General features: G+C 72.4%; 22 protein-coding genes. 13 read left to right on the top strand and 9 right to left on the bottom strand.

What is annotated here, in order from left to right; all coding sequences use genetic code 11:
• Position 1: 1 nt before the first annotated feature.
• From ACIRPX_RS14475 to fdhD, 3 genes are read left to right on the top strand one after another with little or no spacing between them, the layout of a single operon-like run.
• Positions 2 to 1,834, top strand: a complete 1,833-nt coding sequence (locus ACIRPX_RS14475; RefSeq protein WP_404193278.1) for an NAD(P)H-dependent oxidoreductase subunit E — start codon at positions 2 to 4, stop codon at positions 1,832 to 1,834.
• On the top strand, positions 1,831 to 2,691 hold the full coding sequence (locus ACIRPX_RS14470; protein WP_404193275.1) for a 2Fe-2S iron-sulfur cluster-binding protein: 861 nt from the start codon (positions 1,831 to 1,833) through the stop codon (positions 2,689 to 2,691). The genes ACIRPX_RS14475 and ACIRPX_RS14470 overlap by 4 nt, the downstream gene beginning before the upstream one ends.
• Before the next feature lie 8 nt (positions 2,692 to 2,699).
• On the top strand, positions 2,700 to 3,548 hold the full coding sequence (gene fdhD / locus ACIRPX_RS14465) for a formate dehydrogenase accessory sulfurtransferase FdhD (protein WP_404193272.1): 849 nt from the start codon (positions 2,700 to 2,702) through the stop codon (positions 3,546 to 3,548).
• Between the two features lie 72 nt (positions 3,549 to 3,620).
• Here fdhD and ACIRPX_RS14460 read toward each other — a convergent pair whose 3' ends face one another.
• Entirely contained in the window at positions 3,621 to 3,941 is a 321-nt protein-coding gene (locus ACIRPX_RS14460) for a LysR substrate-binding domain-containing protein (RefSeq protein ID WP_404193269.1), read from the bottom strand.
• Here ACIRPX_RS14460 and ACIRPX_RS14455 point away from each other — a divergent pair.
• A complete protein-coding gene (locus tag ACIRPX_RS14455; RefSeq protein ID WP_404193266.1) occupies positions 3,924 to 4,124 on the top strand; it encodes an SDR family oxidoreductase in 201 nt (66 codons plus the stop codon). The genes ACIRPX_RS14460 and ACIRPX_RS14455 overlap by 18 nt on opposite strands.
• A gap of 40 nt (positions 4,125 to 4,164) precedes the next feature.
• Here ACIRPX_RS14455 and ACIRPX_RS14450 read toward each other — a convergent pair whose 3' ends face one another.
• The gene (locus tag ACIRPX_RS14450) at positions 4,165 to 4,689 is read right to left on the bottom strand and encodes an isochorismatase family protein (RefSeq protein ID WP_404193263.1); all 525 of its coding nucleotides are present in this window, start codon (positions 4,687 to 4,689) and stop codon (positions 4,165 to 4,167) included.
• A gap of 312 nt (positions 4,690 to 5,001) precedes the next feature.
• Here ACIRPX_RS14450 and ACIRPX_RS14445 point away from each other — a divergent pair, with 312 nt between their 5' ends.
• The 3 genes from ACIRPX_RS14445 (at position 5,002) to ACIRPX_RS14435 (ending at position 7,683) form a co-directional block, all read left to right on the top strand.
• Entirely contained in the window at positions 5,002 to 5,289 is a 288-nt protein-coding gene (locus tag ACIRPX_RS14445) for a hypothetical protein (protein WP_404193261.1), read from the top strand.
• The gene (locus ACIRPX_RS14440) at positions 5,286 to 6,062 is read left to right on the top strand and encodes a collagen-like protein (RefSeq protein WP_404193258.1); all 777 of its coding nucleotides are present in this window, start codon (positions 5,286 to 5,288) and stop codon (positions 6,060 to 6,062) included. Before ACIRPX_RS14445 ends, ACIRPX_RS14440 begins: the two co-directional genes overlap by 4 nt.
• A gap of 391 nt (positions 6,063 to 6,453) precedes the next feature.
• Entirely contained in the window at positions 6,454 to 7,683 is a 1,230-nt protein-coding gene (locus tag ACIRPX_RS14435; RefSeq protein ID WP_404193255.1) for a hypothetical protein, read from the top strand.
• Here the strand turns inward: ACIRPX_RS14435 and ACIRPX_RS14430 are convergent.
• Positions 7,619 to 8,677 (bottom strand): bile acid:sodium symporter family protein, encoded by a 1,059-nt coding sequence (locus ACIRPX_RS14430; RefSeq protein WP_404193252.1) that lies wholly within the window; start codon positions 8,675 to 8,677, stop codon positions 7,619 to 7,621. The two genes, ACIRPX_RS14435 and ACIRPX_RS14430, sit on opposite strands and share 65 nt — an antisense overlap.
• A 142-nt stretch (positions 8,678 to 8,819) precedes the next feature.
• On the opposite strand from ACIRPX_RS14430, the gene ACIRPX_RS14425 reads away from it, so the two are divergent.
• Positions 8,820 to 9,692 carry a LysR substrate-binding domain-containing protein gene (locus ACIRPX_RS14425; RefSeq protein ID WP_404193249.1) on the top strand — a complete coding sequence of 291 codons (873 nt, stop codon included), beginning with the start codon at positions 8,820 to 8,822 and terminating at the stop codon, positions 9,690 to 9,692.
• Positions 9,693 to 9,713: 21 nt separating this feature from the next.
• Here the strand turns inward: ACIRPX_RS14425 and ACIRPX_RS14420 are convergent, their stop codons facing one another.
• Complete coding sequence (locus tag ACIRPX_RS14420; protein ID WP_404193247.1) at positions 9,714 to 10,688, bottom strand: Lrp/AsnC family transcriptional regulator; 975 nt, start codon at positions 10,686 to 10,688, stop codon at positions 9,714 to 9,716.
• Positions 10,689 to 10,827: 139 nt separating this feature from the next.
• Here ACIRPX_RS14420 and ACIRPX_RS14415 point away from each other — a divergent pair, with 139 nt between their 5' ends.
• The 3 genes from ACIRPX_RS14415 (at position 10,828) to ACIRPX_RS14405 (ending at position 15,388) form a co-directional block, all read left to right on the top strand.
• Positions 10,828 to 12,327 carry an MFS transporter gene (locus ACIRPX_RS14415; protein WP_404193244.1) on the top strand — a complete coding sequence of 500 codons (1,500 nt, stop codon included), beginning with the start codon at positions 10,828 to 10,830 and terminating at the stop codon, positions 12,325 to 12,327.
• A gap of 251 nt (positions 12,328 to 12,578) precedes the next feature.
• Positions 12,579 to 14,405 carry an AMP-dependent synthetase/ligase gene (locus ACIRPX_RS14410; protein WP_404193618.1) on the top strand — a complete coding sequence of 609 codons (1,827 nt, stop codon included), beginning with the start codon at positions 12,579 to 12,581 and terminating at the stop codon, positions 14,403 to 14,405.
• A 146-nt stretch (positions 14,406 to 14,551) separates the two neighbouring features.
• Positions 14,552 to 15,388, top strand: coding sequence for an aldo/keto reductase (locus tag ACIRPX_RS14405; RefSeq protein ID WP_404193242.1), 837 nt, complete (start codon positions 14,552 to 14,554; stop codon positions 15,386 to 15,388).
• 82 nt (positions 15,389 to 15,470) lie between these two features.
• On the opposite strand, the gene ACIRPX_RS14400 is transcribed toward ACIRPX_RS14405, so the two are convergent.
• Positions 15,471 to 16,082, bottom strand: coding sequence for a hypothetical protein (locus ACIRPX_RS14400; protein WP_404193239.1), 612 nt, complete (start codon positions 16,080 to 16,082; stop codon positions 15,471 to 15,473).
• 250 nt (positions 16,083 to 16,332) lie between these two features.
• On the opposite strand from ACIRPX_RS14400, the gene ACIRPX_RS14395 reads away from it, so the two are divergent.
• Entirely contained in the window at positions 16,333 to 17,028 is a 696-nt protein-coding gene (locus ACIRPX_RS14395) for a glycoside hydrolase family 75 protein (RefSeq protein WP_404193236.1), read from the top strand.
• Positions 17,029 to 17,076: 48 nt separating this feature from the next.
• Here ACIRPX_RS14395 and ACIRPX_RS14390 read toward each other — a convergent pair whose 3' ends face one another.
• Both ACIRPX_RS14390 and ACIRPX_RS14385 read right to left on the bottom strand, forming a co-directional pair.
• The gene (locus tag ACIRPX_RS14390; RefSeq protein WP_404193233.1) at positions 17,077 to 17,799 is read right to left on the bottom strand and encodes an SDR family oxidoreductase; all 723 of its coding nucleotides are present in this window, start codon (positions 17,797 to 17,799) and stop codon (positions 17,077 to 17,079) included.
• Positions 17,800 to 17,937: 138 nt separating this feature from the next.
• Positions 17,938 to 18,867 (bottom strand): class I SAM-dependent methyltransferase, encoded by a 930-nt coding sequence (locus tag ACIRPX_RS14385; RefSeq protein WP_404193231.1) that lies wholly within the window; start codon positions 18,865 to 18,867, stop codon positions 17,938 to 17,940.
• A 137-nt stretch (positions 18,868 to 19,004) separates the two neighbouring features.
• Between ACIRPX_RS14385 and ACIRPX_RS14380 the strand changes: the two genes are divergently transcribed.
• Positions 19,005 to 19,775 (top strand): phytanoyl-CoA dioxygenase family protein, encoded by a 771-nt coding sequence (locus tag ACIRPX_RS14380; RefSeq protein ID WP_404193228.1) that lies wholly within the window; start codon positions 19,005 to 19,007, stop codon positions 19,773 to 19,775.
• Positions 19,776 to 19,858: 83 nt separating this feature from the next.
• On the opposite strand, the gene ACIRPX_RS14375 is transcribed toward ACIRPX_RS14380, so the two are convergent.
• On the bottom strand, positions 19,859 to 21,583 hold the full coding sequence (locus ACIRPX_RS14375) for a glycoside hydrolase family 6 protein (RefSeq protein ID WP_404193225.1): 1,725 nt from the start codon (positions 21,581 to 21,583) through the stop codon (positions 19,859 to 19,861).
• Positions 21,584 to 21,621: 38 nt separating this feature from the next.
• On the bottom strand, positions 21,622 to 23,097 hold the full coding sequence (locus ACIRPX_RS14370) for a cellulose binding domain-containing protein (RefSeq protein WP_404193222.1): 1,476 nt from the start codon (positions 23,095 to 23,097) through the stop codon (positions 21,622 to 21,624).
• Positions 23,098 to 23,657: the final 560 nt, after the last annotated feature.

The raw sequence follows: 23,657 nt of genomic DNA, 5'->3' as shown, positions 1-23,657 counted from the left end.
GGTGGATCTGCACTTCGGCGACAGCAAGCCGACGGACGAGGAACGGGCGGCCGTGGACTCGCTGCTCGGCCCTCCGGAGTCCTCCTGGGAGGGCGCCGCCCGCGACGCGATGCGGGCCGCCGACCTCAGGTGGGCGCGCGGGGGCCGCGAGGCCAGGGACCGGCGCGACCTGCTGCTGCCGGGGCTGCACGCGATCAACGACCGGATCGGCTGGATCAGCGAGGGGGCCCTCGACTACCTGTGCCGGCGGCTGACCGTGCCGCCGGCGGAGGCGTACGGCGTGGCCACCTTCTACGCCATGTTCTCGGTGAAGCCGCGTCCGGCCACCGTCCTGCACGTCTGCACCGACCTCGCGTGCGCGGCGGCCGGGGCGTCCGAGCTGTGCGCGGGCGTGGAGTCCCGGCTCGGCCCCGGCAGCGGCGTCCATGTCGAGCGCAGCCCCTGCCTGGGCCTGTGCGAGCGGGCGCCGGCCGCGCTCGCGGTCAAGGCCGGGGATCCCGTGCGTACGGCGGTGTCGGCGCCCGCGACCGTGCACGCGGCCGTGCTGGCCGCGAGCTCGCCGGACTCGGCACCGGAGGAACCCCCGGCGGCGATGGCGGTGCCCCAGGCCGGGAGCCCCGGGCTGACCCTGCTCGGCCGCGTCGGCGTGGTGGACCCGTCGTCGCTGGACGACTACCGCTCGCACGGCGGCTACACCGCCCTGCGCCGGGCCTTCGCGCTCGGTCCCGCCGGAGTCATCCGCGAGGTCACCGACTCCGGCCTGGTCGGGCGCGGCGGCGCCGCCTTCCCCACCGGCCGCAAGTGGCAGGCCACGGCGGCGCAGCCCGACCGCCCCCACCACCTGGTGTGCAACGCCGACGAGTCGGAGCCGGGCACCTTCAAGGACCGCGTGATCATGGAGGGCGACCCGTACGCGCTGGTGGAGGCGATGACGATCGCCGCGTACGCGACCGGCGCGCACCGGGGGTACGTCTATCTGCGCGGCGAGTATCCGCGCGCACTGCGGCGCATGGAGCACGCGATCGCGCAGGCACGCGCGCGGGGTTTCCTCGGCGACGACGTCCTCGGTCAGGGCTACGCCTTCGACATCGAGATCCGGCGCGGTGCGGGCGCCTACATCTGCGGCGAGGAGACGGCCCTGTTCAACTCCATCGAGGGCTACCGGGGCGAACCGCGCTCCAAGCCGCCCTTCCCCGTGGAGAAGGGCCTGTTCGGCAGGCCGACGGTGGAGAACAACGTCGAGACGCTGGTCAACGTGCTGCCGATCCTGACCATGGGGGCCCCGGCCTACGCGGCGATCGGCACGGAGAAGTCCACCGGCCCCAAGCTGTACTGCGTCTCGGGCACGGTGGACCGGCCCGGCGTCTACGAGCTGCCGTTCGGCGCCACGCTGGGGGAGCTGCTGGAGCTGGCCGGGGTGCGCCCGGGGCTGCGGGCCGTGCTCCTGGGCGGGGCCGCCGGGGGCTTCGTACGCGCCGACGAACGGGACATCCCGCTCACCTTCGAAGGCACCCGGGAGGCGGGCACCACGCTCGGCTCGGGCGTGGTGCTGGCCTTCGACGACACCGTTCCGCTGCCCCGGCTGCTGCTGCGCATCGCGGAGTTCTTCCGTGACGAGTCCTGCGGTCAGTGCGTGCCCTGCCGGGTCGGGACCGTTCGCCAGGAGGAGGCGCTGCACCGGATCGTGGAGCGCACGGGCGCGGCAGCGGCCGGCGACATCGCCCTGCTCAGGGAGGTCGGCCGCGCGATGCGGGACGCCTCGATCTGCGGTCTGGGGCAGACCGCGTGGAACGCCGTGGAATCCGCCATCGACCGTCTGGGGGCGTACGAATGACCGTGACACCGCTGGGGATCCCGCGCCGGCTGCTGGAGTTCACCCTCGACGGGGAGCCGGTCCGCGCTCCCGAGGGCTCGACGATCCTGGACGCCTGCCGGGCGTCCGGGAAGGACATCCCGACCCTGTGCGAGGGGGACACGCTGCGGCCCAAGAACGCCTGCCGCCTCTGCGTGGTCGAGGTGGAGGGCTCCCGGACCCTGGTCCCGGCCTGCTCCCGCAGGGCCGAACCCGGTATGGAGGTGCGCACCGGCACGGAGCGGGCCCGCCACAGCCGCAGGATCGTCCTCGAACTCCTCGCCTCCTCGGTCGACCTGTCGACGACTCCACAGGTCGCCGAATGGATCAAGGAGTACGAGGCGAAGCCGGACCGCTTCGGCCCGGACGCGGCCCGCCTGAACGAGGAACCGAGGGTCGACAACGATCTGTACGTGCGCGACTACGACAAGTGCATCCTCTGCTACAAGTGCGTGGACGCCTGCGGCGACCAGTGGCAGAACACCTTCGCGATCTCGGTCGCCGGCCGCGGCTTCGACGCGCGGATCGCGGTCGAGCAGGACGCCGCGCTGACCGACTCGGCGTGCGTGTACTGCGGCAACTGCATCGAGGTCTGCCCCACGGGGGCGCTGTCGTTCAAGTCCGAGTTCGACATGCGCGCGGCGGGTACCTGGGACGAGTCGGCGCAGACGGAGACGACGACGATCTGCGCCTACTGCGGAGTGGGCTGCAACCTCACGCTGCACGTGCAGGACAATGAGATCGTGAAGGTCACCTCGCCGCACGACAACCCGGTGACCCACGGCAACCTCTGCATCAAGGGCCGCTTCGGCTACCAGCACGTACAGAACCGGGACTGAGGCACGACATGGGACGAGTCACGGAACGACGCAAGGTGATCCGCATCCGGGACGGAGCCGTCTCCACCCGCCCGGACACGCTCGTCGCCGAGGAACCCCTGGAGATCAGGCTCAACGGCAGGCCGCTCGCGATCACCATGCGCACCCCGGGCGACGACTTCGCCCTGGCCGCGGGCTTCCTGGTGAGCGAGGGCGTGCTGGCCGAGCGGTCGGACCTGCAGAACATCGTGTACTGCGCGGGCGCCACGGCCGACGGGTCGAACACGTACAACGTGGTGGACGTGACGACGGCGCCGGGCGTGGCGATCCCCGACATCACGCTGGAGCGGAACGTCTACACGACGTCGTCCTGCGGCCTGTGCGGCAAGGCGAGCCTGGACGCGGTCCGTACGACGGCGCGCTGGCCGATCGCCGACACTCCCCCGGTCCGCGTCGAGCCCGAGCTGCTCGCGAGCCTCCCCGACCGGCTGCGGGCCGCCCAGCGGGTCTTCGACCGGACCGGGGGCCTGCACGCCGCGGCCCTGTTCGGCGAGGACGGCGAGCTGCTGGACGTACGGGAGGACGTGGGCCGGCACAACGCGGTCGACAAGCTGGTGGGCCGCGCCCTGCAGCACGGGAACCTGCCGCTGTCCCGGGCGGTCCTGCTGGTCTCGGGCCGGGCCTCCTTCGAGCTGGCCCAGAAGGCCGTGATGGCCGGCGTCCCCGTACTGGCGGCCGTCTCGGCACCGTCCTCGCTGGCCGTGGACCTGGCCGCGGAGACCGGGCTGACCCTGGTGGGATTCCTGCGGGGCAGCTCCATGAACGTGTACGCGGGCGAGGATCGCATCGCTCTGCGGACCGCGGCCGCCCAGGGGTGAGTCGCCTCCCCGCGTCACGGCGGCGGGGCCCCGGCCGGCGGGGAGCGCCCCCTGCGCCGCAGGGGCCCCGCCTCAGGACAGGGAGCGCGCCGCCTGCGCGAAGGCCGCGACGAGCGGTGAGCGGCGGCTGGTCTCCCAGGCCAGGAACACCTGGTCGGGCTCGGCGTCCGGCACCGGCACATAGGTGATGCCGGGGCGGGAGTACTGCTCGGCGATCGACGCCGGTACGAGCGTGATGCTTGTGCCCGCCGCCACCCGCTCGAACTTCTCCTCGACGGTGCGGATCGGCACGTCGTCGGGGCCGGGATCGGCGTAGCGCAGCCACGCCTCGCCCTCCAGGTCGGCCAGGGCCAGCTCCTGCTTGCCGGCCAGCGGGTGGTCACCGGGCAGCATCGCCTGTGGCGCGACCTGTCCGAGGCCGACCGCGAGGGCCTGTACGCGTCCACCGCGGGCGCCCTCCCGGTGGGCCGCGTCGGCGAACCCGCCGACGTCGCCGAGGCGTACCTGTACCTGATGCGCGGCGGCTACAGCACGGGCTCGGTCGTGACGGTGGACGGCGGCGGGACGCTGGTCTGAGCCAGGTGGCCGGGGCAGGTGCGGCCGGGGCGGGCGCGCCTCATCCCACGAACCGCACCTCCCCGGCCGCGACCACCGTCCCCAGCCGCGGAAAGTCCAGCCGCACCGACGCGTCGTGCTCGGCCGCGGTGAACGCCGACATGGCGTCCTCGACGAAGACCAGGTCGTAGCCGAGGTCTCCGGCGGCGCGGGCGGTGGACTCCACACCGAGGTTGGTGGCGACACCGCCGAACACCAGCGTGCGCACACCGTGTTCACGCAGCCGCTCGTCCAGGTCCGTGCCCTGGAAGCCGCCGATGGTCCGCTTGACGATCTCGAGATCGCCGTCCTGGGCCAGTCCGGCGGCCAGCCCGCTGCCGGGCGGCTGCTCGGCGACGCCGGTGCGTTCGACGCGGATCAGCACGACGGGCGCGCCCACCCGGCGGAACACCGCCGCCAACTCCTGGGCGGCGAGGAGGACTTCGGACCCCTTGTGGGGCTCCAGCGGCAGCGCGACGATCCGGTCCATCAGATCGACGAGGACCAGGGCGGTGCGCGCGGGGTCGAGGGCGAGAGGTGCGGTCATGACGGAACGTTATCCGCCGTCGGCCCTCCGTGCCCGAGATCCGGATCAACAGGGCCGTGAACTGGTCACGTTCGGCCGCCGAGAGCGGGGCACGGGCACTCGCGGTGATCGAGTCGCGCGCCGGCCGGGGCAAAGTGGTGCTCCGGCCGCGAAATCTGCATCTATGCGTCCACGCGGGCACCCCCGCGCCACCCATCCGGCGTAGTCCTCCGGCTTCACACACCCCCGCGGCGCGCGGCTCGTTACTTGTGGATGAGTGATGCGACTTGTGGATGAGTCAGCGGGCCGCTCCAGGTGCGGCCCGTCGTCCGAGTGGGAGGCAATGACTTGGATGCCGGCACCACCCTGCTCGGCTCGTTACTGGCGGCCGCGGGCGTGCTGGGCGCCGCCGCCGTGGCCTATCTCGGCAAACGTGGGGAGAACGCGCTCAGCGGCTACTCCAGCCTGACGGAGAAACTCCAGTCCGAGCGCGACCGTCTCGAACGCCAGGTGGCCGAACGGGAGACGCGCATCAGCGAGTTGTCCTCGCTGCACGCCGCCGATCAGTCGGAGATCGCGCGGCTCAGACTCGACATCCACCGGCTCGGAGGTGCCCCGTGAGGTCCCGTTTCGAGCGGCTGCTCGCCGCACGCTGGCGCAGCGTCTTCCTGGTCTGCGTACTGCTCGCGCTGTCCGGGGTCGCCGTGATCCTCTGGGCGCGCATCGACGCCGGGAACCGCCGCGCCGACCAGATGCAGGCCGAGGCCGACCGGCGCGGCCAGGCCGTGTCCACGCTGGCCCAGGACGTCCGCGCGCTGCGCGCCCAGGTCCGGGCCGGCGGCGGCACCCCGGCGGCGCCCGACCCGTCCGAGGCGGTCGACGGCCTGATCGACCGGATCCGGGTGCCCGCGCCCCTGCCCGGCGCCCCCGGGCAGAAGGGCGACAAGGGCGACCGGGGCGCGGGCGGCGAGCCGGGGGCCTCCGGCTCGCCGGGCCCTCGCGGCGAGCCCGGCCCGTCCGGACCGCCCGGCCCCGAAGGGCCCGAGGGCCCCAAGGGGCAGGAGGGACCGGAGGGTTCGCCGGGTCCGTCGGGTCCGCCCGGCGACCCCGGAGCGGCCGGGGCCGACGGCGCCACCGGACCCTCGGGCAGTTCCGGGACCGACGGCACCCGGGGTGTCCAGGGTCCGCAGGGACCCAAGGGCGACACCGGCCCCAAGGGCGACCCGGGACCGGCCTGCCCGGACGGCTACACCCTCCAGGTCCCGGCCGACGATCCGGACGCCCTGGTCTGCCGCACGTCGGGCGCGGCGGGCGGGCCGTCGCCGAGTCCCGGGCCCGCGGCCGTGCTTCCCGTCCTGCCGGCCGTACTGCGCCGCCGCGAGCACACCGATTAGGCGCACGGTCCCTGTGAGGCCCGGGAGGCCGCACCCGGCCGTCACGTCTTCGCGCACGTCTGGGATCCCTCGCCGCCGCGGCCGCCCTCCCGGCGGGGGCGGCCGCGCTCCCGGGTCCCGCGCATGCCCAATCCCCGTCCGGGACACCGGTGTTCGAGCAGCAGATCCTCTTCACGGCCGCGCAGGACCCCGGCTGTGCGTGCTTGCGCACCCCGGCGATCGTGCCGACCGTCGACGGCACGCTGCCGGCCTTCGCCGGGGGCCGCGTCCGGACACGCACGGCGACCCGGCCCGGTCGTCGACCCCAGGACCGGCCGCGCGGCCGCGGCGCGGGGCACCGTGCCGTGGCTGCCCATGGAACGTGTGAGCGGCAGCCACTAACGTCCCGTGCGTGCCCGAGGACGTACGAGCACGACAGCGGACGGGAACCGGACTCGGCCTGCTGCTGGCCCTGGTTCTCGGGGCCGTGCTGCTCACCGCCCTCCCGGACCACCGGGGCCGGGAGGGCGGCGGCTGCGCACCGCACAAGGTCGCCTCGTGGTCGGCCGACCGCCGTCTCACCGGTGAGTTCGCCCGCTACGGCGACGACACCACCCGCACCGACGACTGGACCGGCGGCGACGGCACCCACTCGGTGCGGCTGCCGGACGGCCGGGTGCTGTGGCTGTTCTCGGACACCTATCTCGGCCGGGTGCACGGCCCGCCCAACCCCGTGGGCCAGTCGTACGCCTGGCGGGATGGGACGGCGCCGCTGGTGCGCAACTCGGCCGTGGTGATGGACGGCGCGGACCGGCTGCGGACCACGCTCCCCGCCCCGCTCTTCCCGGACCCCGCCCCGGGCCGGTGGCGCTGGCCCGTCGCCGCCCGGGTCGAGCCCCGCTCCCCCGGCTCCGACGAGAAGGTCGTCCGGGTGCTGTTGTGGGTGCGGACGGCCGGGGAGTCGCCGTGGATCTACGGGGTGCCCACCGCCACCGAGGTCGCCACCCTGTCCCTGCCCGGCCTGCGGGTCGAGTCGATCGTGAAGGTGCTCGACCAGAGCCTCGTCCCCGATCCCTCCCGGCGGGTGCTGTTCGGCACCACGCTGGTCGAGAAGGACGGCTGGACGTACGTGTTCGGCGCCGACGACGGCCGGGCCGCGTCCCGGCCGGCCTCGTCGGCGTACGTGGCGCGGGTGCCGGAGGGCCGGCTCGGCGAACCGTCCGCCTGGCGCTACCGCAGCGGCTCCGGATGGGGCCCGCGGCCGCGGCCCCTGCGCGGCGCCGAGGTGGGCAGCGCCTTCTCGGTGGTGCCGGTGGACGGCACGTACATGCTGTTCACCATGGCCTCGGGGACGGCGGCCCTGACGACCGTGACCTCGTACTGGTCCTGCTCGCCCGCCGGGCCGTGGCACGGCCCGGCGGGGGACTTCAGCCCCTCGCTGCCGGCGGCGGGGGTCGCCGCGTACAACCCGCAGGCGCACCCCGCCGTGTCGAACGGCGCCTCCGGCGCGGGCGGCGGACGGCTGGTGCTGAGCTACGACGTCAACGCGCTGGCCGCGGACGGCGCCTCGGCGGGCATCAACGCGAACGTGGCCCTGTACCGACCGCGGTTCGTGACGGTCCGGCTGACGCGCGGGGAGTGAGGGGCGCGGGCTCGCCGTCCGCGCCGTCCTCGTCGTGCGCACGGCGTTTGGCGATGACCGCGCACACCATCAGCTGCATCTGGTGGAAGAGCATCAGCGGCAGTACCGCCAGGGAGGCGTGGGCGCCGAACAGGACGCTCGCCATGGGCAGTCCGGAGGCCAGGGACTTCTTGGAGCCGGCGAACTGGATGGCGATGCGGTCCTCGCGGCCGAAGCGCAGCGCCTTCGCGCCGTACCAGGTCAGGGCCAGCATCACGGCGAGCAGCACGGCCTCCACGACCAGCAGGCCGCCGAGCCGCACGGGGCTGACCTGGTGCCAGATGCCCTTGACCATGCCCTCGCTGAAGGCGGTGTAGACGACGAGCAGGATGGAACCGCGGTCGACCAGGCCGAGGACCTTCTTGTGCCGGGTGATGAAGCCGCCGATCCAGGGGCGCAGCAACTGCCCCGCGACGAACGGCACCAGCAGCTGCAGCACGATCTGCACGAGCGAGTCGGCGGAGAACCCGCCGGCGCTGTTGCCGAGCACGGCGGCGGCGAGGAGCGGCGTGACGACGATGCCGACGAGGGAGGAGAAGGAGCCCGCGCAGATCGCGGCGGGCACGTTGCCGCGGGCGATCGAGGTGAAGGCGATCGAGGACTGGATGGTCGACGGCACGAGCGTGAGGAAGAGCAGGCCCTGGTAGAGGGGCTGGTTCAGCACGACCGGGACGAGGCCGCGGGCGGCCAGGCCCAGCAGCGGGAAGAGGACGAAGGTGCAGGCGAGGACCGTGGCGTGCAGCCGCCAGTGCTTGAGCCCGTCCAGCGCCTCGCGGGTGGACAGCCGCGCACCGTAGAGGAAGAACAGGAAGGCGATCGCGGCCGTGGAGGCGCCCGAGGCGACCTCGGCCCCCGTCCCGCGCGCGGGGAGCAGGGCCGCGAGCCCCACCGTCCCGAGCAGCAGCAGGATGTACGGGTCGATCGGCATCCAACTCGGCCATTGCAGGCGTTTCACGGTGCTCCACTTGCTGGTCTTCGTCTTCGGTCCCGGGGCCGGAGGGCCCCTCTTCATCGTCCTCCTCCGGCGGCTGATCGGGAATCCGTCATACCGCTCTGACTGTCATTGCGATCCATGATGAGCGACTAGCCTTGTCCTCATGTACGACCCCTCTCACCTGCGTACCTTCCTGGCGGTCGCGCAGACGCTGAGTTTCACCCAGGCCGCCCGGCGGCTCGGGCTGCGCCAGTCGACGGTCAGCCAGCACGTGCGCCGGCTCGAGGACGCGACCGGGCGGCAGCTGTTCTCCCGGGACACCCACTCCGTGGAGCTGACCGAGGACGGCGAGGCGATGCTCGGGTTCGCCCGGCGCATCCTCGAGGTGCAGGAGCAGGCGGCGGCGTTCTTCACGGGGACCCGGCTGCGCGGCCGGCTGCGCTTCGGCGCCTCGGAGGACTTCGTGCTGACCCGGCTGCCGGAGATCCTGGAGGGCTTCCGCCACGACCATCCCGAGGTGGACCTGGAGCTGACGGTCGAGCTGTCGGGCACGCTGCACGAGCGGCTGGCGGCCGGGAAGCTGGACCTGGTGCTGGCCAAGCGGCGGCCCGAGGACCGGCGCGGCGATCTGGTCTGGCACGACGAGCTGGTGTGGATCGGCGCGGAGCGGCTGCGCCTGGAGGCGGACCGCCCGGTGCCGCTGATCGTCTTCCCGCCGCCCGGCATCACGCGGGCCGTGGCCCTGGAGTCGCTGGAGCGGGAGGGCCGGCCCTGGCGCATCGCCTGCACCAGCGGCAGTCTGAGCGCCCTGATCGCGGCGGCCCGCGCGGGCCTCGGCGTCATGGCCCACTCCCGCGGCCTGATCCCCCCGGGCCTGGTCCGCCTCCCCGACCGCCTGGGCCTGCCCGAACTCGGCCGCGTCGACTTCGTCCTGGTCCACGGCCGCCGCCACGGCGCGGCCCAGGAGGCGGCGGACGCCCTGGCGGCGACGATCCTGGCGGGCGGCGACAGGTTGCAGCGGAGGCGGCCTGGGTAGCGCCCCCCGGGGCACCGGCGCTCACCGCGGCCGGGGCCGGTACGTCAGCTGCTTCACCCGCCGCAGGAACGGCGTGGCCTCCACGTGCTGGACGCCCTCCAGCCGGCCCAGCGGCCCGCTGAGGTAGGCGTACAGCTCCGCCGTGTTGCGCAGCACGGCCGTCGCGGTCAGGTTGGTGGGACCCGCGGTGGCGGCCGCGTGGGCGATCTGGTCGTGCCGGGCGAGCGCCTCTCCCACGGAGTGCAGCGCCGCGGGGGTCGTGGTGAGCCAGAGCGCCGCGGCCACCGGGTGGCCGATGGCCTCCGAGTGGTACTCGACGTCCAGGTAGACGGCGCCCGAGGCGAGCAGCGTGCCGAGGCGGCGCTTGACGGCGGACTCGGAGCGGCCGGTGGCGCGCTGGAGTTCGGGATGGGTGGCGCGGCCGTCGCGCTCCAGGACGGCGAGCAGGGGCTCGTCCTCCGGGTCGATCCGGGCGGGACCCGGATCCGGTACGGGGTCCGGGGTGAGGGCCGCGACCTGGTCCGGGGTGATCGCCGCGAACTTGTGCAGCCAGCCGCTCGGGCCGCCGTAGAAGCGGTGCAGCAGCTGGTGGGCGCGGATCTCCAGGACCTGCGGGGTGCGGGGCAGTTTGCCGAGCAGCAGGTCGTCGCGGTCGCCCGGGCTGCGCGGCCGGGTGCCGAGGACGATCTCGGTGCCGCCGGAGGCGAGCCCGACCCAGTTGGTGTCGGGCCGCCTGGCGAGCGCCTCCGCGATGGTCCGGGCGCTGTCCGGGACGCAGCGCAGCCGCAGCGTCCACTGGTCCTGCCCGAGGGCGTCGGCGTCCCGTACCGCGACGACCCTGAGGCCGCCCCGCGCGCACAGCCGCCGGTAGCGGCGCGCGACGGTCTGGTCGGAGACGCCGAGCACCGCGGCGATCCGGCTGAAGGAGGCCCGGCCGTTGACCTCCAGCGCGTTCAGCAACTGCAGGTCGAGCCGGTCGAACACGTCGGATTCCATCTCCAGCACGGTCACTCCCGTCGGATTCCGTCACCAGGCGGCCCCTTACCACCGCGATCGGCCGCTCGACGCCCATCGTACGGAGATCCACGCCGCCGGGGCGGCACGCACCGGCGGAGATCGACGAGGGGCTGAGGACATGCGTACATGGGGGACGCTCACGGCCGTGTGCCTGGGCACGTTCATGTTGTTGCTGGACGTGACGATCGCGGTGGTCGCGCTGCCGGACATGGCCAGGTCGCTGCAGGCGTCGCTGAGCGATCTGCAGTGGGTGATGGACGGGTACGCGCTGGCGCTGGCCGCCCTGCTGCTCGGCACAGGCGCCGCCGCCGACATCCTGGGACGGCGGCGGGTGCACGTGGTGGGCGTGGTGGTGTTCGCCGGTGCCTCGCTGCTGTGCGGCCTCGCGAGCGGGCCGGGGATGCTGGTCGCCTCGCGCGCGGTGCAGGGGCTCGGCGCGGCGGCGATGTTCGCCACGACGCTGCCGCTGCTCGGCTCCGTCTACCAGGGCAGGCAGCGGTCCGTGGCGCTCGGTGTGTGGGGCGCGGTCAGCGGCGCCGCGGCGGCGGTGGGCCCGGTGGTCGGCGGGCTGCTGACCGACGGTCCGGGCTGGCGTTGGATCTTCTACGTCAATCTGCCGGTGAGCGTGGCCGCGGTGTGGCTGACGCTGCGGGCCGTGCCGGAGTCGCACGGCTCGCGTGAACGGCGCGTGGACTGGGCGGGCACGGTGACCTTCGCCGCGTTCGCGGGCGCGCTGACGTACGGGGCGGTGCGGGCCGGGCAGCGGGGCTGGGGCGAGACGGGCACGCTGCTCACGTTCGCGGCCGCGGTCGTGGCGCTGGTGTGCTTCCTCGCGGTCGAGCGGCGCGGCGGCGACCCGCTGCTGGACCCCCGGCTGTTCCTCAAGCCCGCCTTCTCGGGCGTCATGGTGGGCGCGCTCGCCTTCAACGCGGCGGCGTTCAGCCTCATGGCGTACGACTCGATCTGGCTCCAGACGCTGCTCGGGATGAGCCCGGTGCGCGGCGGGCTGGTCTTCCTGTGGCTGTCGCTGTCGTCCTTCGCGGTGGCGGCGGCCGGCGGCCGGCTGCTGCACGGGGTGCCGGCGCGGATCACCGTCGGCGGCGGGCTGCTGCTGATCGGCACGGGCCAGTTCTGCATGACCGGACTGGACGCGGGTTCGACGGCGTCCGCGCTGGTGCCGGGGCTGATCCTGGTGGGCGTCGGCACGGGACTCGTCTCGCCCGGCATCGCGGGCGCCGCACTGGCCGCCGTGCCGCCGGAGCGGTCCGGCATGGCGGGTGGCGCCGTGAACACGTTCCGGCAGCTCGGCTACGCGCTCGGCATCGCCGTCTACGGCACGGTGGTGACCTCGCGGATGAACGACACGCTGCCGCACGACGCGGCCCACGCGCTGGCGGGCGGGGCGGCGGGCGCGCTGCGCGGTTCCTTCCCCGAGCACACGCTGCGGGCCGCGTTCGCGTCGGGTCTGAACACCGCCGCGGTGGTGGCCGGACTCACCGCGGCCGTCGCCGGGGCGCTGGTCGTGACGCTGGTCCGCACGCCCCGCGCAGACCGGACCGCAGTGACGAAATCCGCCCCTTCCACGCTGACTCAGGAGACGGCCCCGCCGCGCCGGTGAGGGGCGTTGACCAGCGGTCAAGGGCGGTAGTCCAGTCGTACAGATTCGGTGGAGATTACGGAACCGAAACTTACTCAACCGTCAGTTTTCTGCCCGACCCTTCCGGATGTGAGCGCATTTTCCTGCCGCTGACCAGGCCGCGGCTGAGCGCCGTTCCCTTTTGACCCCCCTCCCACCCTGTCTCGGGGTGGGGTAGCTTTCACGGCGCTTGCCTAGTACTCGATACAGCGCTGAGGGAGCGGGGAGTGGGTTTGCGCGAGTTCACCAGCCCTGCGTTGACGCTGGCACCGACAGTGGGCGGTCTGGCCGACGTGGTGTTCGAGCGTGCCCAGAAGGATCCGCTGCACATCGCGCTCGGCCGCAAGGACGACGGCGGGCACTGGCGCGACGTGACCGCCGCCGAGTTCCGGGACGAGGTGCTGGCCCTGGCCAAGGGGCTGCTCGCCCGGGGCATCCGGTTCGGCGACCGCGTCGCGCTCATGTCCCGCACCCGCTACGAGTGGACCCTGTTCGACTTCGCGCTGTGGTCGATCGGCGCCCAGGTGGTGCCGATCTACCCCACGTCCTCGGCCGAGCAGTGCTTCTGGATGCTCTACGACGCCGAGTGCACGGCCGCGATCGTGGAGCACGAGGACCACGCGATGACGATCGCCACCGTCATCGACCGGCTGCCGCAGCTGCGCCAGCTGTGGCAGCTCGACAACGACTGCGTGCAGGAGCTCTACGACGCCGGCGCCCACCTCGACGACGACCTGGTGCACCGGCACCGGCAGGCGATCACCCCGGAGTCGGTGGCGACGATCATCTACACCTCGGGCACGACGGGCCGCCCCAAGGGCTGTGTGATCACCCACGGCAGCTTCATGTACGAGTCGGACACCGTCATCGAGCGCTGGGAGCCGGTGTTCCACACCAAGCGCGGCGACGAGGCCTCGACCCTGCTCTTCCTGCCGCTCGCGCACGTCTTCGGGCGCATGGTGGAGGTCGCCACCGTCCGCGGCGGGGTGCGACTCGGCCACCAGCCGCAGCTGAACGCGTCCGCCCTGCTGCCCGACCTGCAGGCCTTCCGGCCGACGTTCATCCTCGCGGTGCCGTACATCTTCGAGAAGGTCTTCAACGCCTCCCGCCGCAAGGCCGAGAAGGAGGGCAAGTCCGGGCCCTTCGAGAAGGCCGTGGACATCGCCGTGAAGTACGCGGACGCCATCGAGGCGAAGGCATGGGGCATCGGGCCCGGGCCCTCGGCGGGTCTGCGCGTGCAGCACCAGCTCTTCGACAAGCTCGTCTACTCCAAGGTGCGCGCCGCGATGGGCGGCCGGATCCGCAACGCCATGTCGGGCGGCTCCGGGATGGACCGCAGGCTCGGCCTGTTCTTCGCGGGCGCGGGCGTGCAGATCTACGAGGGCTACGGCCTCACCGAGTCGACGGCGGCCGCGACCGCCAACCCGCCCGAGCGCACCCGCTACGGCACCGTCGGCCAGCCCATCCCCGGCGTCACCGTGCACATCGCGGACGACGGCGAGATCTGGCTGAACGGCCCGAACGTCTTCGCGGGGTACCTCAACAACCAGAAGGCCACCGACCAGACCCTGCACGACGGCTGGCTCGGCACCGGCGACCTGGGCTCCCTGGACGAGGACGGCTACCTCACCATCACCGGCCGCAAGAAGGAGATCCTCGTGACCTCCGGCGGCAAGAGCGTCTCGCCCGGTGTGCTGGAGGAGCGGGTCCGCGACCATCCGCTGGTCAACCAGTGCATCGTCGTCGGCAACGACCGCCCCTACATCGCCGCCCTGGTCACGCTCGACCAGGAGGCCGTGGAGCACTGGCTGCAGATGCGCGGCAAGCCGCAGATGGCCCCCGCCCAGCTGGTGCGCGACGCCGACCTGGAGACGGAGGTGCGGCGCGCGGTGGTCGCCGCCAACACCCTCGTCTCCCAGGCCGAGTCGATCCGCACGTTCCGGATACTGGCCCAGCCGTTCACCGAGGAACACGGTCTGCTGACCCCGTCCCTGAAGCTGAAGCGGAAGGCCATCGAGAACGCCTACGGCAACGAGGTCGAGGCCCTCTACCAGGCCTGACGCGCCGTCGCCCGAGTCACCTCCGGGCACCCTGCACCGACCCGCGGGCCGGTTCCGGTGAATTCCCCCGTCAGGAATGCATCACGGCCGGTGATCGTTGACGATGGGGAGTGACACCTGACGACAACCGTAAGGATCGAGAGCTCGTGAGCAGCAAGGTCCCCCCGATCATCCTCAACAACGGCGTCGAGATGCCCCAGCTGGGCTTCGGCGTCTGGCAGGTGCCGGACGACGAGGCGGAGCAGGCTGTCGCCACCGCGTTGCAGGCCGGGTACCGCAGCATCGACACAGCGGCGATCTACGGCAACGAGGAGGGCACCGGCCGGGCGATCGCGGCCTCCGGCGTCCCCCGCGAGGACATCTTCGTCACCACCAAGCTCTGGAACGGCGACCAGGGCTACGACTCGACCCTGCGCGCCTTCGACACGTCGCTGCGCAAGCTCGGCCTGGAGTACGTCGACCTGTATCTGATCCACTGGCCGGCCCCGGCCCGGGACCGGTACGTCGACACCTACAAGGCGTTCGAGAAGCTGCACGCCGACGGCCGCGTCCGCGCGATCGGCGTCTCCAACTTCGAGCCGGAGCACCTGCGCCGGCTGATCGACGCGACCTCGGTCGTCCCGGCGGTCGACCAGATCGAGCTGCACCCGCACCTCCAGCAGCACGCCGCCCGGGAGTTCCACGCCGAGCAGGGCATCGCGACCGAGGCCTGGTCGCCGCTCGGCTCGGGCAAGGGCCTGCTGGGGGTCCCGGCGATCGTCGCCATCGCCCAGAAGCACGGCCGCACCCCGGCCCAGGTCGTGCTGCGCTGGCACCTCCAGCTCGGCAACATCGTGATCCCCAAGTCCGTGACGCCGTCGCGGATCAAGGAGAACATCGAGGTCTTCGACTTCAGCCTGGACACCGAGGACCTGGCGGCCATCAGCGCGCTCAACGAGGACCGCCGCCTGGGCCCGGACCCGGCCACGTTCAACGCCGGCTGACTCCGGCCCCGGACGCGCGTCCGCCCCGCCCCGCGATCCCGGCGGAGCGGGGCGGACGTGTTCGGGGCACCGGCTTGCCGCGTCACTCGCCCCGTACGTCCGTGAAGACGGTCTCGAACTCCTCCAGCGCGGTCACGGCCACATGCGCCTTGGCCGCGCCCTCGTGCCGGACCGCCGCCTGGGCGCCACGGGACCCGGCGAGGGAGGCGAGGTCGGCGAACAGGGCACCGACCATGCCGCGCCCGCGTTCCCGGTCGACGAGCAGGGACGTGCGGGCCAGCCCGGCCAGCGCCTCCAGCCCGGGGACCACCGAGGCGCGGAAGGTCTCGGCGAGCAGGTCGGTGTCCATGGGGTCGAACTCCAGCCGGGTCAGCCGCAGTCCGCCGTGCGCCCCGGGCGGGCGGATCCGGTGGAAGACCACCGCCTCGTAGTTCTCCACGAGCGTCGTCGCGGCGAACGGCTCCAGCATCGGTCCCCGCCGCTCCCGCATGACCTCGTCGCTGTTGCGCCGGGCGTCCTCGGTCGTCCACCAGCTGACCGCGAGCAGCTTGCCGAGGGTCCGGTCCACGAAGATGCCCGAGCCCCGGTAGCCGGGACGGTCCTCCAGCAGGTCCCGCCCCTGCGCGTTCAGCGCCCTGACGGCCGCGTCGATCTTCGAGGGGTCGCCGGTCGAGTACACGGTCCGAACGAACATGTCGCCTCGCCTCCCAGAGTCGGGCGGTATCCGGATGGTGCGACATCGCCAGTCTTCTCCCGCCGACCGGGCACTGCAACGGCAGTTCTCCGCGACAGGTGATTGCCCGCAGCGAGCTGCCGGTTCACCCTTCCGACCCCAACGGCCGCCGCACACGGCCGCGTTCACGGACTTGACGCGAGCATGCTCCCGGGTCCACCTTGTACGGCAACCCGGTAAGGAAACTTTCCTAACAGAAGGGTCCCCCACAGTGCGCATCCGAACACTGACCCTCGCCGCGGCCTCCGGGGCCGCCCTGCTCGCCGCCGGCGTGCTCCCCGCGAACGCCTCCGGCTCCCCGGGACCGGCGTCCACCCAGGAGGGCTCGGTCAGCGCGGCCGACCTGCTCGCCAAGGTGACGTCCTGCTCCCAGATCTCCCACGGCAAGTACCGGACCGACGACGAGACGTCGGCCACGATTCCCGTCTGCGGCAAGAACGGCGCCGTGTTCTGGAAGGCCGACATGGACATCGACTGCGACGGCCGGCGCACGTCGAAGTGCAACGAGGACACCGACCCCTGGTACCAGGACGACACGGCCTTCCACCAGTCCGACGGCAGCCCGCTGCGGGCGGATTCACTGCCGTACGTCGTCGTGCCCAGCTCCAGCGGCATCTGGAACTACTCCGGCGCCGGCATCAAGGGCGGCGGCGTGGTCGCCGTGATCTACCACAACAAGGTCGAGTACGCCGTCGTCGGCGACACCGGCCCCACGAAGATCATCGGCGAGGCCTCCTACGCCACCGCCCAGGCGCTCGGCATCGATCCCGACCCCGAGAACGGCGGCACCGACTCCGGGGTGACCTACATCCTGTTCAAGAACTCACGGGTCTCCCCCATCGAGAGCCACAGCGCGGCCGTCACGCTGGGCGACAAGCTGGCCCGGCAGTTCCTCCGGAACAACTAGGGCGTCCGGGCAGGGCGCGGGGCAGCCCGGCGGGCCTTCGCACGGAGGTCAGTTGGGCTGCCCGACCGGCCGTACGACGACGGTGTTGACGTCCACTCCGGCCGGCCGGCGCAGCGCCCAGACGACGGAGTCCGCGATCTGGGCGGCGGTCAGCAGATGACCGGGCGGCAGGCTGCCGTCCCAGAACGGCGTCTCCACGCGGCCGGGCGCGATCAGCGTGACCCCGATGCCGAACTCCGTCACCTGACGGCGGGTGTTCTCGGCGAGGCCGGTCACCGCCCACTTGGTCGCCCCGTAGATGTTGCCGGGCGTGTTCACGAACCCGGCGACGCTGCCCACCAGCACGATCCGGCCCCGGGTCTCCTTGAGTGCCTCGACCGCGGCCCTGATCAGCAGCGCCGGGCCGAGGACGTTGGTCAGCACCATCTCGGTCCAGCCCGCCGGGTCGCCGTCCGCCACCGAGTCGTGGGTGGCGAACCCGGCGTTGGCGACGACGGTGTCCAGCCGCCCGTACGCCTTGAGCGTGGCATCCACCGCGGACTGCACGTCCGCGTACTCGGCCGCGTTTCCGGCGACCGTCAACAGGCCCTCGGGGTTGCCGAGTTCACCGGCGAAGGCGCGCAGCCGCTCCTCCCGCCGGCCGGTGACGGTCACCCGGCCGCCGGCGTCGAGCAGCTGCCGCGCGACGGCGGCGCCGATGCCGGTGGCACCGCCGGTGATCAGCGTGACGGGAGATTCCGCGTGACGGTTGCTGTCCGCGCTGGTGGACATGACGACCCCCTGTGTCTCGTCCGACGTGTCTCGGTCCGGCAGCCCCGGTCCGACAGGGGGAGTAGATCAGTTGGAGCATTCTCGAAGTCAAGCGCCCAGGTGCCGCTCCGCGGGGACCACCGCGTCCTCCCCGCCGCCTCACATCGCGTGAACCGCCGTATGCACCGTGTGCGCCGCCAGCACGAACACGTCCGGGCGGTGGTGGACGCTCGCCTTGTCGTCGGGGTCGAGGAGGCGGTCGAGGGTGGCGCGGTCGGTCGCGTCGAGGTGGTCGCCGAAGCCGTCGCGCAGGCGGGCGAGGGAGGCGGCGACGTAGGCGCGGGCCCGGTCCCTGGCCGGGGCGGGCAGGTCGAGCATGAAGGTGCGGGTGCCGGTCGGCCTGAGGCCCGCGGAGGACATCAGGGCGTCCCAGTCCTCGGCCTCGGCGACCGAGCCGGGCAGGCTCGCGCGCATCTCGGCGAACCACTCCTCCTCCAGCACGTCGAGACGTGCCTGCAGGCCGGGGCGGCCGATGCCGATGTCCCGCGGCAGGAAGCGCGCGGGCAGTCCGCCCTCCAGGATCGCCAGCGTGCCGCCCGGTGCGAGCCGGTCGGCGAAGGCGGCCAGCGCGGCCCGCTGGTCGCCGAGGTGGTGCAGGCTGCGGCTGGCCCAGAGCAGATCCGCCGGATAGTCCAACTCTTCGAGCACTCCGGGGAGTTCACCGGCGATCGTGTCGAAGCGGTCCCCCACACCGAGCCGCTCGGCACGGGCGCGGGCCCGCTGGAGGAGCGGCTCGGAGCCGTCGACCGCGACGACCCGCGCCCCCGGGAATGCCTCGGCGAGCAGACACGCGACGACACCCGGACCGCTGCCCGCGTCGACGATCAGCCCCGGCTCGGTCTGCTTGTCGGTGAGCCAGGCCATCGCCCGCTCGTACAGGGGCGCGAACAGCTCCGCCTGCGACTCCAGCAGCGGCGCCATCTCGGCCCAGTCGATGTCGGTGTGGTCGTGGTGGTGCCCCCCGTGGGGCCCGTGGCTTCCTCCCTCGCGGGGTTCGCCGTGGTGTCCGCCGTGATGTCCGTGCGCCATGGTGGTCAGCCTCTCGTCCAGGTCCGGCCAGGGTGCGTCGCCGCACCGCGCAACGGCAAGCACTGTTGCCGTCGCCGCAAAAAGTGGCGCCGAAAAATGAGATGCGCGACGCCGCGGGGGTCACCCACGATGACCCGATGGACGAAACGCTGGTGGAGGACTTCCTCGCGGACGGCTTCGTGAAGATCGAGGGAGCCTTCCCGCCGCGTGTCGCGGAGAGCTGCGCCCGGCTGCTGTGGCGGGAGACCGGGTACGACCCGGACGACCCCGGCACCTGGAAGGACCCCGTGGTGTGGGTGGCCGGCATGGCCCAGGGCCCGTTCGCCGCAGCCGCCAACTCCCCCGTCCTGCACGAGGCGTTCGACCTGCTGGTGGGCGAGCGCCGCTGGGAGCCGCGCTACTCGCTGGGCAGTTTCCCGCTCCGGTTCCCGCACGCGGAGGAGCCCGACGACGCGGGCTGGCACATCGAGGGCAGCTATCTCCCGGAGGGCGCCACGCTCTGGCACACCAACCTCCGCTCGCGGGAGCGCGCCCTGCTCCTGCTGTTCCTGTTCAGCGAGGTCACCGAGGCCGACGCCCCCACCCGTATCCGGGTCGGCTCGCACCTCGACGTGCCCAAGGTGCTCGAACCGTACGGCGAGGACGGCGCCTCCTTCCTCGAACTCGGCCCGAAGGTCGCGGCCGCCTCCGCGGCCCGGCCCCTCGCGCACGCCACCGGCCGCCCCGGCGACGTCTACCTCTGCCATCCCTTCCTGGTCCACGCCGCCCAGCCGCACCACGGCACCCGCCCCCGCCTCATGGCCCAGCCGCCCCTCATGCCGGCGGTCCCGCACGATCTCAGCCGCGCGGACGGCGACTGTTCGGCGGTGGAGTTCGCGATACGCCGGGGTCTGACCCACGAGGGGTGACCCCGGCGTACCTCAGAGGCGCGGGGAACAGCGCGACCGGCCACGAAACGGCCGGCGGTCGCCGTCTCGGCGCGACCCGCGTCCTACAACGGCGGGTATGCGTTCTGCATCAGCTGCTGGAACTGCGCCGAGAACCAGTGCCCGGACAGCGGGGCGTTCGGCAGCGCGCCCGACATGTTGTTGCCGTTGCGGGCGTTGCCCGTGTACGTCGGGTCGCACATCCGGTCGAAGCCCTTGCCCTCGTCGTTGGCGATGGCGGTGCTGGAACCGTCGGACTCACCCGGCGGCTTCATCCACACGTAGGCGTCGATCCCGGCGGCCGGGGCGGCCTGCGGACGCTCGCCGAGGCCGGCTCCGGACTGGTTGCACCAGTTGCCGATGTGGATCCGGCGGTCGTAGCGGCCGCCGTCGACATAGGTGTCCACGCTGGTCGTGGCGCCCGGTCCGGTGGGCCGGGCACTGCCGCCCCAGCCGTTCCTGGAGGTGTCGATCAGCATGCCGATGCCGGAGTTGAAGCCGGCCGAGACCAGCTGGTTGCGGAAGGCCTGCGCGTACGACAGCTCGTCGACGTACCGGTTCCAGTCGACCCATGTGGACTGGCGCACCGACGTGCCGCCGACCGTGTCGTCGACGGTGAAGTTGTCCTCCTTCAGGGCGCTGTAGTTGGCCGTGTTGGTGATGAAGCCCTGCACGTCGTCGACGGTCGCGCCCTCGCTGGTGGCCGCCTGGTGGAACAGGGTGGCCGAGGGGGCGAAGTTGTCGTCCCAGCCGAGCCAGCCGTGGTGACCGGCGTCGATGTAGTTGTAGACGTTGGGGATCGCGCCGAGCGTGGCCAGCGCGTAGCCGACGCCCTTCACGTAGTTGCCGTTGGCGAGCATGGTGTCGCACTGCGGGGTCGCCGTCGCCCGGCTGCCGGTGTTGGTGACCAGGTTGGGCAGCGAGTCGATCTCGATGGTGGTGACGATCCGCAGCGAGCTGTACTTGCTGTCGCCGAGGATCGCCGCGATCGGGTCGATGAACTGCGTCTTGTACGTGTCGATCTCCGTCGGGCCGAGCTCGCCGTTGGAGGCGAGGGCCGCGCAGTCACGTCCGGGCAGGTCGTAGATCACCAGCTGGACGACCTCCTCGCCGCCGCCCTGCTGCTGCAGCGCCGCGTCGAGGTGGTCGCGCAGGCCCATGCCGCCGTTCACCCCGTTGATCGCGGCGATGCGGTCGAGCCAGACGCCGGTGGGCTGGCCGGAGACACGGCTGCCGCCCGGCTCGGCGGCGGCCTTCGCGGACCACTCGGGGTTCACGTACACCGTGGCGCCGTCGTAGGGGTTGTCGACACGGCCACCGGGATCCGTGGTGCCGCCCCCGCCGTCTCCACCGTCTCCGCCGCCGCTTCCGTCGTCGGCGTTGCAGGTGACCCCGTCGAGCGTGAAGGCGGTCGGCACCGCGTTGGTGCCGCTGTAGGAGCCGTTGAAGCCGAAGCTCACCGAACCGCCCGCTCCCAGCGTGGCGTTGTAGGTCTCGTTGGCCGCGGTGACGGCGGTGCCGCTCTGGGTGATCTTCGCGTTCCAGCCGCTGGTGACCCTCTGGTTTCCGGCGTACGACCACTTCACCGCCCAACTGCTCTTGGCGGCACCGTTGTTGGTGACCGTCACGGCGGCGGTGAAGCCGGTGTCCCACTGGTTCTGCACCGTGTAGTCCACCGTGCAGGGCACGGCGGCGGGCGCGGCGTCCACGGGGGCGACGGCCACCGCCGTCCCGGCGGACGCGGCGATCAGCGCCAGGGCGGCGAGCAACGCTGTTCTGGTACGACTCATGAGTGCGGGTTTCCTGTCCTGTAGAGGATCGGGGAGGATCATCCGTTCAGGGCGCGCAGGTGGTCGCGCAGCCCGATGCCGTACGACGTGGGAGTCCCGTCGTAACCGGAGATGAGCGAGGGACCGGAGGAGCAGTCCCAGGTGTTCCAGGTCCAGCCGAGGTAGGAGAGCCCCCGGTCGTCGAACCACCTCATGACCCGGTCGACAAACGAGTGCGCGCAGGTGTTCTCGCCGATCTCCCCCGCGACCAGCGGCACTTGGGCCGCGACGGGGGCGAGCGTGGAGTTCCAGCAGCTCTCGTCGGAGCAGGTGTTGAAGTTGTAGACGTGGTAGGCGGCGGCGAGATTGCCCGTCGGGTCAACGGGCCGGTACGTCAGCCACTGGCTCAGGTCGTTCGCGTACGCGAGACCGCCGGCCATGACGACGTTCTGCGCGCCGGTACCGCGCACCGCGTCGACGAGGTCCTGCATTCCGGCCACCCGGTAGCCGATGCCGGGGCAGCTGCCGCCGTCCCTCCAGCACCTCCAGGCGTCGGCGGTGCCGGAGGTCGCCCGGTCCGGGTAGGGCTCGTTGAACAGGTCGAACACGACCGCCTGGTCGGCCTTGAAGGTGTTCGCCACCGACGACCAGAAGGACGGCGTGTACTGCGCGTCCGGCATCGGCTTCTGGCAGGTGGCGTGCACGTCCGAGCAGCCCGCCGAGTTGCCGGTGTACAGCCCGTAGGTCCAGTGCAGTTCGACGATCGGCGTCATGCCGTGCGCCTCGACCCGGGTCACCAGACCCTTCACGGCACCGATGTAGTTCGCGCCGCCGTACTGCGACGGGACGGGGGAAAGGCCCAGCCAGCACTCCTCGTTGAGCGGAATGCGGACCACGTTCGCCTTCCAGTCGGCGATCGCCTGGATCGCGGCGTCGTCGACCGGCCCGTCGAAGATGCCCCGGCCCTGGACGCACATGAACTCGCCGCCGGAGCGGTTGACGCCGAGCAGCCGGCGTGTGGCGCCGCCGGCGTCCACGAGCCTGCCGCCTTCGACGTGCAGTGCGGGTGCCGTGGTGTCCGCGGGCGGATCGGTGGGCGGCGGCGTCGGCTCCGATTCCACGTTGCACGCCGTCCCGTTGAGCTTGAACGACGCCGGGGGCGTGTTGCTCCCCGTCCCGGGCCAGGAGGCGAGGAACCCGGCGCCGACACTCTCACCGGCCGCCGGCGAGCCGTTCCAGCTCTCGTTCGTCGCGGTCACCGTCGTGCCGGACTGGGACCACTTGGCGTTCCAGCCCTGGGTGATCTTCTGGCCGTCGGCGAAGTCGAAGCTCAGGCTCCAACCACTCAGGGCCGCGGTGTTGTCGGTGATCTGCACGGCAGCCTGGAAGCCGGTGTCCCACTGCCCGGTGACGGAGTACTCCACCGAGCAGGCGGGGGCGGCTCCCTGCGCCGTGACCGCCAGAATGGTCATGGACCCGACAAGTCCGACCGCTCCGGCGACGGCTAAGAGTACTGAACGCGGGGGGTGTCGCATGAGCGACTCCTTGCAGCTCAGGCGCGCCGTGACGGACGCGCCGACTGATGGAATCGCTCCCACTGGTGCCCTTGAAGCTAGCGCCAAGTGACGGCAAAGGACAGGGGGGTCACGAAAGTTCGCTGACTTTCGCTCAACTCACCCCGTCGAATGTTTTCGACTCTTCGAGCACCTTGACCGCTCCCACCTCCTTCCGCACTATGGGAGCGCTCCCACTGGTTCAAGGCTTGTTGCTCCTCCCCCCACTCCTCCGAGCCGCAAGGAGGAACCAGCACATGCACCCCAGAAGGAGACGCGGAGCCGTGCGGCGGCCCTGGCGCTGCCGCTCACCCTGCCCGGCGGCGGGACGACGCCCGCCCACGCGGCCGCACTCCGGTGCAGCGTCGGCTGCCGGACGAACGACCGGGGCTCGACGGAGCGGGTCGCCGGGCACTGCCAGCCCGACACCTGGAACGCGTCAAGTCCCGGTGCCAACAGCGGACTTCACGTCACCGTCGCCGGCTACACCAACGACGTATCCGGCGGGCGGGGCGGCGCCTCGTTCACGTACCACCGGTTCT

The organism is Streptomyces sp. NPDC101225, from assembly GCF_044767585.1.
In the GTDB taxonomy this organism is placed as follows: Bacteria; Actinomycetota; Actinomycetes; order Streptomycetales; family Streptomycetaceae; genus Streptomyces.
The sequence above is the reverse complement of the archived record's forward strand: the minus strand, read 5'-3'. Positions and strand labels throughout refer to the sequence as shown.